This is a genomic window from Fictibacillus sp. 26RED30, assembly GCF_015903845.1.
In the GTDB taxonomy this organism is placed as follows: Bacteria; Bacillota; Bacilli; order Bacillales; family Fictibacillaceae; genus Fictibacillus; species Fictibacillus phosphorivorans.
In genome coordinates this window covers 131,318-145,936 of record NZ_JACZDV010000001.1, presented here as the reverse complement: position 1 = coordinate 145,936, position 14,619 = coordinate 131,318, and the positions used below count along the sequence as shown (strand labels likewise).

Here is a 14,619-nt window from a genome sequence, read left to right as displayed (position 1 = left end):
AAATACGAGAGGTATAACCTTACAATCTTTTACCCACATTGAAAATTTTAAACTTTGCACACATAAAAAAGCTCAAAAGACAGATAGCCTTTGAGCTTTTCCCTTTTAAACAGCTGGAGATGATGGAGCTTGTGGATTGTCTTTTTTTAATAACCAATACTGATTTCCAAGCATAAGAGCGAACGCTGCAAGACCGATCGCGCTGAACATGCCTTCTGGATAGATCAGCAAGAAGCCGATCGCAACGGCTGCGATTCTTTCTAGCCAAGAAAGAGGTCTCATCCAATAGCCGATCATTCCTGCCCCAATCGCGATCATTCCTACAAATGCCGTTGAGATCACCCAAATCGCTTCAGTCCATGTTGTATCAATCAACATGAGCTGTGGTGAGATAACGAAAATATAGGGAATGATAAACGCTGCAATGGCAAGTTTTGATGAGAGAATACCGGTTCGTATCGGTTCACCGCCCGAAACCCCTGCTGCGGCAAAGGCTGCCAGTGCTACCGGAGGCGTGATATCTGCGATGATTCCAAAATAAAAGACAAACATATGAGCTGACAGATCAGGAACCCCAAATAATAAAATAGCTGGAGCCGCAATCGTTGATGTAATGACATAGTTCGCCGTTGTTGGTGATCCCATACCAAGTACGAGCGATGCGATCATCGTTAAGATCAAGGTCGGAATGAGATACCCACCTGATAACTCTAGCAAACCGTTCGCCATCTTAAGACCTACACCTGTTACGGTGACCACTCCGACAATCATACCTGCAGCTGCTGTAGCCGCTGCAACCCCAAGAGCGGTTCTCGCTCCATCAGCTAACGCTTCAAGAAAGAGCTTCGGCCCCATGCGTGTTTTCTTATTGAACATCCCTACCGCGATCGCACTCACGATGGACCACAGCGCAGCTTTTGTTACACTCATACCACTCATAAGCAAGAGAATAACCACAACGATCGGAATCAACAGATACACTTGTTTAATAACTCTTTTCGTTTCAGGCATCTCTTCACGAGATAACCCTCTAAGGCCGATGCGTTTTGCTTCGAAATGTGTCATGATCCATATTCCCGCAAAGTATAAAACGGCAGGAATGGCTGCGGCTTTGGCGATATCCCAATAGGTAATACCGCCTCCGATAAATTCAACCATCAAAAACGCCGCCGCGCCCATGACAGGAGGCATGATCTGACCACCAGTAGAGGAAGCTGCCTCAACTGCTCCTGCAAAGTTTTTATCATAACCTAAACGTTTCATCATCGGAATCGTAAAAGCCCCTGAAGTTACAACGTTAGCAACCGAGCTTCCACTGATCGTTCCTTGAAGAGCACTCGAGAAAATCGCTACCTTAGCAGGTCCGCCGACTCGTCTTCCTGCAATGACGATGGATAGATCATTGAAATATTCGCCCACTCCTGTCTTTACGAGAAAGGCTCCAAATAATAGAAACAGAAAGATATACGTTGATGAAACCGCGAGTGGTGTTCCTAAAATACCTTCTGTTGTAAAGAACATCGTCCTTACGATCCGTTCGATCGTCAAACCTTTATGCTCTAAGAAGCCCGGCATATAAGGTCCCATATATGCGTAAAGCAGGAATAGACCTGCAATAATCGTGATCGGCAGCCCAACGACCCTTCTCGTTGCTTCTAAAACAAGTAAGATTGCGAGTACCCCTATTAGAAAATCTTGAGTCGTTAATCTACCTACCCTCATCACGAGATCATCCATAAATATGTACCAATACGACCCTACCGCTATAGACAAGACAGCCAAGATCATGTCATACCAAGCGACTTGAAAAAGTGGCTTACCTTCTTTTTTCTTTTTAGAAGCTGGAAATAGCAAAAAGATTAATGTTAGTGCAAAGCCTAGATGAATCGTTCTTTGCAGCTGTGCCGGCAACACTCCGAAAATAGCTGTATAGAGTTGAAATAGTGAAAAGGTAATAAGACCGATGAGTGTAATCCAATAAAGAACACCTTTTAATTTCCGAAACCCTGCTTCAGGATCATACTTTTCTATCAGCTCTTGTACAGCTTGATCTGATATTTGTTCACGCTCGTTATGCTTGTTGTTATCCAAGTTTTTTCCCTCCTATCAACCTTTGCCATATATTCAAGTTGTCTACTTTTATTGAAACCCAAGATCCTTTTTCACTGAATGAAGAAAAGGGATATTCATGACCTTTAAGAAGAAGTGTATGATTGGCTATAATTTGTCCGATTCGAATATCTAATGAAGGAAACGTTCTTTTCATGTTGGATAAAATATAGTTCTCACCCTTTTGTGCAAACACTTCACCTTCTTCTGCACCTGATGGCATGCCAACACCAAATTCCTGAAACCTCATTTCAGTTTGAAGAATTTCTTCGTTATGAACTTGATAGATTTCACGAACCGGTGTTTTATGAATCGAGTGTATGTATTCAATACTGAACTCACTACCTTGCTTTGCATCAAAGAAAGCTAACGATTTACCTGTCTTGCCATCTTCAATTACTACTGATTTAAAAAACGGCACAAATGAAGCAATCGCTAAAGACAATAAAATCAGTATGCTAATAAAAATTTTCTTCATAAGAATACATGGACTAAAGAATACACTCTTAGTCCATGCTCAACACCTCTTATTTTAAGATTCCTTTTTCTTCAAAATACTTTTTAGCTCCAGGATGGAAGTCGATTCCCATACCGTTTACTGCATTCTCAGCAGAGATAAGCTCTCCTTTTGCATGACTGATCTTATCTGTGTTCTCAAAGATTGCCTTTGTGATCGCATACACCGCATCATCTTCCATATCTTTGCGAACAGTTAGCATGGAAAGTACGGCTACCGTTTTTACGTCTGCTTCGATCTTGTATGTTCCGCTTTTAACGGTATCTTCAATATAATACGGATGCGCTTCGATCAGCTCTTTAATCTTGTCATCTGAAATCGGTACGATCGTTACAGGTTTTGTTGCAGATAATGCATCCACAGCTCCTGTTGGCGTGCCTGCTGTGATAAAAGCCGCTTGGATGTTCTTATCTTGAATACCTTCCGTAGACTCATCGAACGATAGATGCTGGGCATCAATGTCTTCCATTGTCATACCATGAATTTTTAGAATTTGTTCAGCATTAGCAAAAGTTCCACTACCTGGCGCTCCAACTGAAACCTTTTTGCCTTTTAAGTCTTCAACACTCTTAATCCCGCTATCTTTTAACGTAACGATCTGGATTGTTTCAGGATAAAGTGTCCCGATTCCCGATACTTGGTCAACTTTTTCTTTAAACATTTCCTTGCCTTCTACTGCATAGCTAGCAATATCTGTTTGTGTGAACGCTACATCAGCATCACCATCTTGAAGCAGCTGCATGTTCTCTACAGATGCACCTGATGCCTGAGAATTTGCTTCAACATCTAACTCATCCTTCACAATCTTCGCCATCTCTCCACCTAGTGGATAATATGTACCACCTGTACCGCCTGTCACAATACTAATCTGATCAAGATTTAATGAAGCGCTTTTTTCACCAGAGTCTTTCTTTTCAGATGGAGTCTCAATTTTTTGACCACAAGCTGCTAGTGAAAATGCAAGAATCATTACGAAAAATAATGCGATCCCCTTTTTCATATTCTTCCTCCTTTTGGAATAATTTGGTCCATTCTTAAAGTTTAGCATATGCTACGTTAAAATTGCAGAATAATTATAATTTTTAGAAATATAATCAGTACACAAAAAAAGAGCGACCGAAGTCACTCCTTTTTAGATTAGCTTACGAACGCACGAAGCATCCAATTATGTTTTGCTAAGCTTTCACGAACGGATAATAACATGTCGTGCGTTACCTCATCACCTTCACGCTCGGTTACTTCCATTCCTTCTTTAATCTCAGCGATCAGTAGTTCAAAATCGTTAATAACGTTTTGAACCATAACTTCTGCAGATTCGTTTGTATTCGCTTCTTCTACCGTTGCCAACTCTAAATATTCTTTCATCGTTGCAACGGGTGTTCCTTTTAGTACGAGTAGTCGCTCAGCTAATTCGTCAATGTTCGTTGCCGCTTCATTATAGAGCTCTTCAAACTTTTCATGAAGTGTGAAAAAGTGAGGTCCTTTTACATACCAGTGATAGTTGTGTAGTTTTACAAACAACACATTCCAGTTAGCTACTTGACGATTCAATACTTCTTGAATGGTATTCATCGTATCATCTCCTTATTTTGTTTCTTCGTTTAACACACGGTTCAATCTCTTGCGAAGCATGTCCATACCGCTTCCACCAGCTTGGAAGTGACGAAGCTTACCTTCTTTATCAAACACATAGTACGCAGGTACATATTTGTTTTCAAAAGCATCGGTTAATTTATGCTCGCTATCTACATAGATAGGCTGTGTGATGTCATGTCCGATTGCCATCTGTTCGATAACGCTCATGTCTAGATCATTTTCTGATCGCGGCATGTGAACAGCCACTACGTTTAAATCGTCTTCATACTCATCGCGAAGTTCGTTAACATCGGGCATCGCTTCTTTACACAATCCGCAGCTTACGGACCAGAAGTGAATTAGTGTTGCTTTTTCTCCAACCAATACTTCTTTCGTCACTTCTTCATTCAACCAAGTTGTAGCACCATCAAGTTCAGGCATTTGTTCACGTAATTTCATCTAATATTCCCTCCAAAAATTGTTCGTTAGTTTTATTCTTAAGTAATTGCAAGATGTAGTTGATTTCCGTTCCAGGTTGCTCGCTTTCCGCGGGGCAGGCGGTGAGCCACTTGCCGCTTTGCGCCGTTAAGTGTCTCACCTGACCGCTTGTCCCGCAGGAGTCTCGCACCTTCCACTCCAATCAACGTTCAACGAGGAAATTCATTTAATAACCTCGAAGCAATAATATTTTTAAAGTGTCTTTTGCCCTGGCTTCCAGTTTGCTGGACAGAGTCCACCGGTTTGTAACGCTTGAAGAACACGTAGTGTTTCATCAGCATCACGGCCGATATTATTGTGGAAGACCACTTGATACATCATCTCGCCCTCAGGATTGATGATGAACATGCCACGAAGTGCAACACCTTCTTCTTCGATCAAAACTCCATAATCACGTGATACACGGTGGTTCGTATCAGCAGCGAGAGGATAGTTCAACTCACCAAGCCCGTTATCTTCACGACTCGTGTTGATCCACGCCAAATGCGTATGAACGGTGTCCGTTGATACCCCAATTACTTCCGCATCTAAGTCTTCGAATTCACTATATCTATCTGATAAAGCTGTGATTTCAGTTGGACATACGAAAGTAAAATCCATTGGATAGAAGAAAAGAACGGTCCATTTTCCATCTTCCATGTTCTTTTCTAAGCTTACTTTTTTCGTTTCTTTATTAGGCATGATCGCTTCCATCTCAAAGCGAGGTGCTTGTTTTCCTACCATACGTTCTGCCATTTTAAATTCCACTCCTTTTATTTAAATGATAATGAATATCATTATCATGTGTTGTTCACAATATTTATTATACTCACTTCTATTTTGAAGTCAATACTAATTTATAATAATTATTAATAAGGAACAAGTATTATGCTCATACATCAAGAAAACAAACAAAAAAGCCTTACTCTAAGGGTAAGAGTAAGGTTATGCGTTATCTTCTTTATGCTGATGAATTTGACTGGTAATCATCTGTTTGTTTTTCATTAGAATAGGTATACAAGCTGCAAATAGCGCTAAGCCGATTGCAATTGCGATGATTGTTCCATTTCCTTTAATAAAACTGTCACCAAGCAAGTTATATGCGAGTGTTCCTGGTAAAACGCCAAGCATCGTAGCTAAAATATAGGAGCGGAGTTTAAGTTTAGAGATTCCAGCCACATAGCTAACAACATCGAAATTCAGTACCGGAATGATTCTCAATAAGAAGATGTAAACAAAACCTTTTTCCTTAAGTTGATTCTGCCATTTCTCAATTCTTGAAGGTGAATCTGTTTTTTGTTTGATCCATCTCGCCCCAAGATGTTTGGCGATGTAGAACGATAAAATGGCACCAATTGTAGCTGAGAAAACTGTATAAACAGTTCCCCATACTACCCCGAATGCTAAACCACCTGCAAGTGAAAGAACAGAGATTGGAAATAGAGTAAAAGGCCGGATTACATTTACAATGATATAGACGATGGGAGCGACCATCCCAAAGGACAATACCCAATCACGCAAAGACATGGGGGTTATTTTAAAGACAAAATGGTTAAGAGCAAATAAAAACAGAACAATCAATAAGATTGCGGTGATCTTTACCAAAGTACTTCTTTTCATATAACCCCCCTCTTTGCCGTTTTTTTCTTACTTTTAATATTCCTGTTTCTGAGAGTTTGTAAACGTTAGCGCTGTTCGGCTTTAATCACGATACCGTTGCCTGAAGGGTCTTTTAACAAAATGGTTTCCGACTCTATATGATATGGAAATTGCTCACGTTCTAGAGCACTTAAAACTTTTTCGACTTCCAACTGCGATGGAACGATGATTTCATAATGAAGAAGTCCTGTAACATCATCTCGATTTGACTGGCCATCTCTTCCGTTCCAAATATTTACGGCAATATGGTGATGATAGCCTCCAGCGGAGATGAATAAAGCATGGTTCCCCATCCTTGTCTGTTCTTCAAAACCTAATATGTTCATGTAGAAAGTTTCGGCTTCGGCTATATTTAGTACATTCAAATGCACATGGCCCATAACCGTGTTTTCTGGCAGGCGATTCCAAGTCTTTGTATCTCTTTCTGCTAAAAGACTTTGTACGTCTAATGGTTCGCTGACAGCAGGTAATTTTCCTCTTTCATCTCGTCGCCAATCTTCGCGATTAACATCTCTATAAATTTCAATTCCGTTGTTCTCAGGATCTTGTAGATAGATAGCTTCACTAAACCTGTGGTTAGATGCTCCTAGTAAGTGAGTATTTGTCTCAATAAAATGGTAAAGAGCATTTGCAAGATCTGTTCTACTTGGTACAAGCAATGCCAAGTGATATAAACCTGCACTTTTTATTGGTCTCGCACGAAGCTCAGGATTACCTTCTAAAATGATAAGTGGCGTTTTGCCGTCTGCTGTTAATTCCACGATAGATTTCCGTTTTGTTAACACTTGTAGACCAATCGTTTCTGTATAGAAGGTAACAAGCTTCTCCAAATTTCTAACTTTTAAAGTCACACTTCCGATATGAGTTTTTTCATGAATAGGCGTCATCTTTCTTCCTTCTTTCCTATTTAATAGTGAAATTATTTATGTTATACGTAATTTAATTACTTTATGTAAGTAATTATAAAATAGTTATTAACAAACTTCAACCAGAAAAAAGAAAATGAGAAAAAGAGGCTGATTTACTCAGCCTCCTATATAGGACATTTCTATTTTTTTTCTTTCGCTCATTCCTTGTTCTTTTCTTTCATCAGAATAGCGGTCAGATCGATTTCCCCATATTTCAACAATGCGATCGAAAATTTCCTTGTCAGAAGCACCCGCTCGTACAAATTCTTTTAAATCAGTTCCTCGTCCAGTAAAAAGGCACGTGTATACTTTTCCGTCTGCAGATAATCTTGCTCTTGTACAAGTCGAACAAAACGTATCACTGATTGAGGATATAATACCGATTTCTCCCTGACCATCGGCATACTGATACCGTTTGGCTACTTCTCCATAATACTTACGATCAATGGGCTTTAAAGGCATCTCTGAATCAATCATCGTTAAGATCTCATTCTTTGCAACTACATCATCCCAATTCCAACCGTTTGAAGTCCCCACATCCATATATTCAATAAAACGCAAAACATATGGCGTATCTTTAAAATAACGAGCCATTGGGAGAATCTCTTTGTCGTTAATTCCCTTTTTGACCATCATATTTATTTTGACAGCAAGACCCGCTTCATGTGCAGCTTCTATTCCTTTTAAAACAGGTGATACGCCTACACCTCTTCCATTAATAATGCCAAACAGATTGTCATCAAGCGTATCCAAACTCACTGTTACTCTGTCCATTCCTGCCTTCTTTAAAGAAACAGCCATCTTAGGAAGAAGCACGCCATTGGTCGTTAACGCAATATCTCGAATTCCCTCTATTGCCCGAAGACGCTTTAACAGATCTGGCAGGTTTTTTCGAAGTAAAGGTTCACCGCCAGTAATTCGAATTTTTTCCACACCTGCCTTTGCAAACTGGGAAGCAATACGTATGATCTCATCGAAAGATAATAACTCAGTTCGTGTTAAGAATGGATAATCTGGTCCGAAAATTTCTTTAGGCATACAATAGGTACACCGAAAATTACATTGATCGGTTACCGAGATCCGCAAGTCCTGAAGCGGACGATGCAAACGATCAGTGATTCCATTACTTTCATTCATATCATCACATCATTTGTTTTAGTATTTTTATCAATGTACCACGAATAAAAGGAAGTTAAAACCAGAATTACTTACAAAACTCAGCTTCTTTAAAGAGAACGAGAATAGTTCATAATCACTATTTAAGATTTTAAATAGACCATTATTACCAAATTTTCTCTACTTCTACTTCACTATTCCTTGTTATAACAGCTTTCTAAGAGCATACCGAATATTTAATCATTTCCTTTTTCTTGTTCTACTTGTTTATTGGTTAGTAAAATGTTACGATAAATAAGAATTATTTTTGTTCGATTGTACAGGTAGACCTATTATCTTGATATTTTTGAGCAGAGATAGTATTATTGTGCGGTTTGGCACGACAGGAGGCAACAAAAATGGAACAAGGTAAAGTTAAATGGTTTAACGCAGAAAAAGGTTTCGGATTCATCGAGCGCGAAGGTGGAGACGATGTATTCGTACACTTCTCAGCTATCCAAGCTGACGGTTTCAAATCTTTAGACGAAGGTCAAGACGTAACGTTCGAAGTTGAACAAGGACAACGCGGACCTCAAGCTACTAACGTACGTAAAGCTTAATAAACCAATAGATAAACAGGACTCTTGAAAAAGAGGCCTGTTTTTTTTTATCCCCAAAAGTCATAATCATCTTCCACAAATTTTTTTTCAGTAAATTCAAACATGTGTTAATTGTTTTTGTTAAAATATATTTAACGTCTAAAATAATTAGGAGTTCAAAATGGATCTTCAAATGAAGCAGAAACAAGATCAAATTGAAATCGGTACACGAATTTCTGAAAATGCACCTCAAATTGCAGAGAAGATCATGAATAGCATAAAAGATAGCAACGCATATGTTTCCCTTCAACAAAATGCTCCATTGAATAATTACGAGGAACTTCAACAGTCCATTGCATTCATTCGTCTATTGGGGGATGCAGTTTCTGGAAAGGTCTCAGACTCCAAAAAAACGATTTATGAGTGGGGAGAAAATATTGGCATGCTTGCTGTACATTCTGGACAGCCGCTAGATGTCACACTTGAAAGCACGTCTTACTATCGCGATGTAATCTGGGATTTTATAAAAGAAGAAGGTTCGTTGCAAGAAATGTCTCCACACTCGGTATTGCATATTTCTACGACGATTAATCCTATGATTGATTACGCTGTACAAGCGTTCAGCAAATCTTATGTAAATAATTACAGAGAAATGACGAAACAGTTCCATCTATCTCTTCAAGAACTATCTGTTCCTGTTGTGCCTCTTTTTCCTGGAGTTGCCGTTCTGCCCGTCGTCGGCGATATTGACACGAACCGTGCAAAGCTCTTACTCGAAGCTACGCTTCAACAGTGTTTAGATCATGAAATCACTTCTTTAGTTATCGACCTATCCGGTGTGAGTTATATTGATACGATGGTCGCTCACCGACTTTTCCAACTTGTCTCAACGCTAAAACTTTTAGGAGTCAAAACAACTTTAACCGGTTTAAGCCCTGAGATCGCACAAACATCAGTAAGCTTGAATTTAGATTTTGATGAGATCACGTTAAAAGGGAACCTGCTTCAAGCATTGGCTGACTTTGGGTATGGTAAATTGGATAAAACAAATAAAAAAACAAAAAGAACAGACTCTAATTAAGGGTCTGTTTTAATTATCTTTATGATTTTCCACTTTTTAATTCTTCGAGCTCATTTAGAAGTGACTCAACCATCTCATCACATTTTTTCAGCTCATTATTAAGCATACTGATGGTCTCTTCTTCCCAAGAAAAAGGATCACCGTTTTCAGGTGTAACTGGAATGCCTTGATAGATATCTCCTTGTTCTCGTTCATCAGGCTGAAAGTAAATGGCTACTTCACAGATAGGATTTCCTAAGGCTATCCTTTGACGCAGCGAGACTTTTCCATAACCAAATTTTCGTGCTGCTATTCCACCAAGTACACTGGATGTCATTTTGCATAAGTGCGGTGCATCCTTAACAAACTCCCCGAAAGGACACTCTTTTGCACGAACTATTACATGGTCAGGCTTTACACTGACAATCTCAAAATGCCCGCCGATGGAATTTTTTAAATCCACAATGACATGAACGTATTGATCAACTGTCCAATCCAATGGATCATCATAAAATCTTTCTATCCATTCACCGGTACGTAGACCCAGCTGCTCAATATATCTTTCCGCAGCAGGACCAATTGCTTTTTTATGAATATGGGCATATTGAGTAATGAGTTTTGCTAAAAAAGTGTGTCCATTCAATTCACCTTTTGAAAGGTTCATACTGCATCTACCCTTTCTTTTGATTACATGCTGTTTCACTTATTTTGGCAAGATATGGACAACACTCTTTGGATACCCGAATGAGATTGTTTAAAACATTATTTTAATTATCCAAGTAAATTATTTTTGTGACTTTTCCCAATAAATCATATCGTCTACCTCTCTTATGATCATAAACCCTGATTTTTTCAGTACTTTTACAGATGCAGTATTGCTTTTTAGACACTCTGCAGAAATTTTTTCAACTTCTGGATGTGAAGAAAGCCACTCCGTGAATCCAATTACCATTTCAGTGGCATACCCTTTGTTTCGTGCTTCACCTACCATGCCATATCCAATCTCAACTCTCCCCTTCTCATCTGGTGGAGCTTTACATCCTATTTTTCCAAATAGTGTACGTGTTTCCTTGTCAATGGCTATTCTGCCCCATGCACTACTATCAGGCGTTTGTTGCAGCTTGTCTTTTTGAATCTTGATCAACTTCATATATTGCGGACTCGGCCACTCGTTGGATACATTGTAGTTTAGTAAATTGATCAGATCTTCTTTACTCTTAAGTGTGGCCTCCGCAAGTTCATAAGTAAAAGGTAGTAATAGAAGACGGTGCGTTTCAATCATTTTTCTTTTCCTCCTCTGCCAGGGGCTAATCGTTTTAACTATACTTAATAAATGAGGGGTATATGGTACCTTCTCTTAAAAAGTATTCGTTTATAAACAATAATTCCCTTGTACTTAACCCTTCCGTATTCATTCAAGAGCTTTGACACATGTAACTACTTAATCAATTAATAGCGTCAATTGATCTTTTTTATAAATTTCTTTCCTAAATTACTTTAAATGCAACAACTTTCTCGTTATTTAAGATAAAATGAAATAAAATTAACTTAGTTAAACATAGCTTAAATAAAGGAGATAACGATGAACTTAGAACAAATGAAATATATTGTAGAAGTGGCCAAAGAAAGTTCGATTACGAAGGCGGCAGACAAACTACACCTATCTCCTTCAGCGATATCACAATCGATCACGCAACTCGAAAGAGAGTTTGGCGTTACTATTTTTACTCGGTCTAGACAAGGTACGATTCCTACTACTGATGGGAAATTTATTGTTTCCAAAGCTTACGAGATTCTAAAAAAAATGCAAGAGCTTCATGAAGAGTTAGCCGATAAACAACATGCCAAAACACATGTTTTAAGAGTGGGTTGTGCACCAGCCTTAATGTACATTGTGTACGATGCCTTCTTATTATTTCATGAGCAATTTCCTGAAACGAACGTTATGATTCGAGAGATCGATCAAGATCATATATTAGAGGAAATGAAGAATGGACATATTGATATTGGACTAAGTCCATTTACCGATTATGAAGTATCCAACCTTCAGCATGAAAAAGGAGTGGATTATGAACTGTTGTATACGGGACATGTTTGCGTTTGTGCAGGCAAGAAATCTTCGTTATATTACAAAGATTTTCTTACTCCAGATGAGTTAAGCGATGAGAAACTGGTAATTTACAATTCAAAAGGCGGTATAACATTCAATGACAAATACGTAAAGAACGAACAGATTCTATTCTCATCCAATAATATTGAAGTCATGCGTTCTGCAATCTTGGATGGACATGCTTTTTCTTTTGTTTTTAATTTCACTTTCAAAAACAACGCAGATGTAAGAAACGGCAATTTAGCAATTATTCCGTTTATGCAGCCTGATCTGATCTACCAAGACTTCTGGACATTATTTCCTTTAACAAAAGGGCTCTCGACAGAAGCGAAAGAATTTAAAGAGAAGGTTAAATTTCTTTTAGACCAGTAATCTCAATATCTTATTTTACAGATGGATTCTCCATGATTGCTTTTTGATAAAGGTAGATTAGTTTGTCCAGCTTTTGACTCTGTTTGACGAGATCAGCATCTGAAAAATCATTGGAGCTTGGTTTAAGATCATACATTTCTTGACGGCAGATTTTAATTTCTTGCAATAGTATATTCAGATCAACATCCATGAATGATTTCCTTTCTATCTACACAATACTTCCAAATAAATGGATATGCATTTATGATAGTTGTTCTTTGTTTTTATGTAAATTTAGAAATAGTTAAAGACCACTAATCTATCCTTAATGCATCTTAGTCAATGTTGTTCTTGCAAGGTTGATTTCCTTTTCAGGTACTCGCTTTCCGAGGGGCGTGCGGTGAGCCACCTTGACACTTTGCGCCATAAGGTGTCCCACCTGGCACACTATTCCCCCAGGAGTCTCCCACCCTACACTCCAATCAACTTTTCAATGATGCCTTATAAAATAACAAAAAGCTAAAAAAGAGAAGCTCCATTCAAGCTTATGGGCTTCTCTTTTCTTTTGCATGTCCTTTATATTTTCTCTTCTACCCTATTAATGGAATAAACACCTCATTCAATGGACATACCTAGTAAAAAACGAGGGAGGTCTGTTGCATTGAAAAAAGAAGTAAATTCACAAATTGACCACTCCCCATTATTAAGTAACAGTCTTTCTAGCAATCTGGAAGGGATTCAAACTACGCTCGGTCCAACACCTGATTTAAAAATGCTACAGTACGAGATTAGAAACACATCTTTAACTATTCTGTATATGGCAGACTTAGTTGATTCAGATAAGCTGCAGAACATCTTAAAGTCCATCAAATATATAAGATACGCACCACCCGTGGAATCATCGTTATTTGAGCAAATGTATTCCGATATCTATCTAACCGCTCAAACCGCTAAAGTTACTAAAATGGATGATGTGATCAATCATCTTTTGAACGGCAAGACCATCATCTTAATGGATTCCATAAACGAAGGCTTTAGTGTGGATACGTATGGCGGCAAAGTTCGGGCGATTGAGGAACCACAAACAGAATCTCTTATTCGTGGGCCTAAAGTAAGTTTTACAGAAGAGATCGGTGTCAACATCGCGATGATTCGTAAGCAGATCACAGATGAGAACCTGAAGATAGAGACTTTTGTGATTGGTGAACGAGGGAAGAAAAAAGTAGCTTTATTGTATATAGGCGATGTGATCAATCCTGCAATCGTAGAAGAAGCGAGACATCGTTTAAACCATATAAGCATTGATGCACCTATCGATTCAGGCATTATTGAACAATCAATAGAGGACAACTTTATGTCTCCCTTTCCGCAATTTATTAGTACGGAGCGTCCTGATAAAGTTGCACTCTCATTATTGCAAGGAAGATTAGCAATTATCCCTGATCAGACAGCAAACGTATTGATCGCACCTATTTCGATTCTAGATACGGTTCAGTCACCTGAAGATTATTATGAAAGATGGCACATCGGGTCATTGCTGCGCATGCTGCGCGCATTCGCTGTTTTTATCTCACTTTTTCTTCCATCTTTTTATATAGCCCTTGTTTCCTTTCATCAAGGCTTGATTCCCTCACGTCTTGCTTTTTCAATTGCTGCTTCGCGTGAAGGGGTTCCTTTTCCAGCATTTGTTGAGGCTCTGATGATGGCGATCACGATGGAACTTTTACGGGAAGCTGGACTGCGCCTTCCGAAGCCCATCGGACAAACGATTGGTATCGTAGGAGGAATCGTTATTGGGGAAGCTGCTGTTCAAGCTGGAATCGTTAGTACCGTAATGGTCATCGTAATTGCAATCACTGCAATTGCTTCTTTTACATTACCGGTCTATAGCATGGGTGTAACCTATAGAATCCTCTTGTTCAGCTTTATTTTTGCTGCAGGCATGATGGGACTCTATGGAATTTCACTTGCTTTTATTGTACTTGTCATACATGTAGTCAATCTGACCAGTCTAGGTATTCCATACGCCGCACCTCTTGCCCCTATCTTTATCAACGACTGGAAAGAGCTATTCCTACGCTTGCCCATATCATTTATTAAAAAAAGACCTGTTTTCTTAGATCCTGTAGATGAAGTCCGTTCAGAGAAAGAGGAATAAA

Annotated in this window: 16 protein-coding genes; 4 read left to right on the top strand and 12 right to left on the bottom strand. The window is 38.9% G+C overall.

From position 1 onward, the window contains the following. Positions 1 to 105: 105 nt before the first annotated feature. From IHV11_RS00645 to moaA, 9 genes are all read right to left on the bottom strand, one after another. Positions 106 to 2,091 (bottom strand): TRAP transporter permease, encoded by a 1,986-nt coding sequence (locus tag IHV11_RS00645; protein ID WP_197193439.1) that lies wholly within the window; start codon positions 2,089 to 2,091, stop codon positions 106 to 108. Continuing rightward, on the bottom strand, positions 2,084 to 2,587 hold the full coding sequence (locus IHV11_RS00640) for a DUF1850 domain-containing protein (protein WP_197193438.1): 504 nt from the start codon (positions 2,585 to 2,587) through the stop codon (positions 2,084 to 2,086). Before IHV11_RS00640 ends, IHV11_RS00645 begins: the two co-directional genes overlap by 8 nt. A 49-nt stretch (positions 2,588 to 2,636) precedes the next feature. After that, positions 2,637 to 3,626 (bottom strand): TAXI family TRAP transporter solute-binding subunit, encoded by a 990-nt coding sequence (locus IHV11_RS00635; RefSeq protein WP_197193437.1) that lies wholly within the window; start codon positions 3,624 to 3,626, stop codon positions 2,637 to 2,639. A gap of 137 nt (positions 3,627 to 3,763) precedes the next feature. After that, positions 3,764 to 4,198, bottom strand: a complete 435-nt coding sequence (locus IHV11_RS00630) for a Dps family protein (protein WP_197129231.1) — start codon at positions 4,196 to 4,198, stop codon at positions 3,764 to 3,766. A gap of 12 nt (positions 4,199 to 4,210) precedes the next feature. Next, entirely contained in the window at positions 4,211 to 4,660 is a 450-nt protein-coding gene (locus IHV11_RS00625) for a TlpA family protein disulfide reductase (protein ID WP_197193436.1), read from the bottom strand. A gap of 231 nt (positions 4,661 to 4,891) precedes the next feature. Next, positions 4,892 to 5,434 (bottom strand): peroxiredoxin, encoded by a 543-nt coding sequence (locus IHV11_RS00620; RefSeq protein WP_066397741.1) that lies wholly within the window; start codon positions 5,432 to 5,434, stop codon positions 4,892 to 4,894. Positions 5,435 to 5,623: 189 nt separating this feature from the next. Next, positions 5,624 to 6,298 (bottom strand): TVP38/TMEM64 family protein, encoded by a 675-nt coding sequence (locus IHV11_RS00615; RefSeq protein WP_197129228.1) that lies wholly within the window; start codon positions 6,296 to 6,298, stop codon positions 5,624 to 5,626. 65 nt (positions 6,299 to 6,363) lie between these two features. Further along, a complete protein-coding gene (locus IHV11_RS00610) occupies positions 6,364 to 7,224 on the bottom strand; it encodes a VOC family protein (RefSeq protein WP_197193435.1) in 861 nt (286 codons plus the stop codon). Positions 7,225 to 7,362: 138 nt separating this feature from the next. After that, positions 7,363 to 8,382: a GTP 3',8-cyclase MoaA gene (gene moaA, locus IHV11_RS00605; RefSeq protein ID WP_197193434.1), complete on the bottom strand. Its 1,020-nt coding sequence runs from the start codon at positions 8,380 to 8,382 to the stop codon at positions 7,363 to 7,365. 377 nt (positions 8,383 to 8,759) lie between these two features. Between moaA and IHV11_RS00600 the strand changes: the two genes are divergently transcribed. Then, on the top strand, positions 8,760 to 8,960 hold the full coding sequence (locus IHV11_RS00600) for a cold-shock protein (protein ID WP_066397748.1): 201 nt from the start codon (positions 8,760 to 8,762) through the stop codon (positions 8,958 to 8,960). Between the two features lie 160 nt (positions 8,961 to 9,120). Beyond that, positions 9,121 to 10,020 carry an STAS domain-containing protein gene (locus tag IHV11_RS00595; RefSeq protein ID WP_197193433.1) on the top strand — a complete coding sequence of 300 codons (900 nt, stop codon included), beginning with the start codon at positions 9,121 to 9,123 and terminating at the stop codon, positions 10,018 to 10,020. Positions 10,021 to 10,039: 19 nt separating this feature from the next. Here the strand turns inward: IHV11_RS00595 and IHV11_RS00590 are convergent, their stop codons facing one another. Further along, positions 10,040 to 10,663 carry a methanogen output domain 1-containing protein gene (locus IHV11_RS00590; protein ID WP_197129217.1) on the bottom strand — a complete coding sequence of 208 codons (624 nt, stop codon included), beginning with the start codon at positions 10,661 to 10,663 and terminating at the stop codon, positions 10,040 to 10,042. A gap of 120 nt (positions 10,664 to 10,783) precedes the next feature. Beyond that, complete coding sequence (locus IHV11_RS00585; RefSeq protein ID WP_197193432.1) at positions 10,784 to 11,281, bottom strand: GNAT family N-acetyltransferase; 498 nt, start codon at positions 11,279 to 11,281, stop codon at positions 10,784 to 10,786. A gap of 300 nt (positions 11,282 to 11,581) precedes the next feature. Here IHV11_RS00585 and IHV11_RS00580 point away from each other — a divergent pair, with 300 nt between their 5' ends. After that, positions 11,582 to 12,481, top strand: coding sequence for a LysR family transcriptional regulator (locus tag IHV11_RS00580; RefSeq protein WP_197193431.1), 900 nt, complete (start codon positions 11,582 to 11,584; stop codon positions 12,479 to 12,481). Between the two features lie 10 nt (positions 12,482 to 12,491). Here the strand turns inward: IHV11_RS00580 and IHV11_RS00575 are convergent, their stop codons facing one another. Continuing rightward, a complete protein-coding gene (locus IHV11_RS00575) occupies positions 12,492 to 12,671 on the bottom strand; it encodes an aspartyl-phosphate phosphatase Spo0E family protein (protein ID WP_197129209.1) in 180 nt (59 codons plus the stop codon). A gap of 450 nt (positions 12,672 to 13,121) precedes the next feature. Between IHV11_RS00575 and IHV11_RS00570 the strand changes: the two genes are divergently transcribed. Further along, entirely contained in the window at positions 13,122 to 14,618 is a 1,497-nt protein-coding gene (locus tag IHV11_RS00570; RefSeq protein WP_231620166.1) for a spore germination protein, read from the top strand. Position 14,619: the final 1 nt, after the last annotated feature.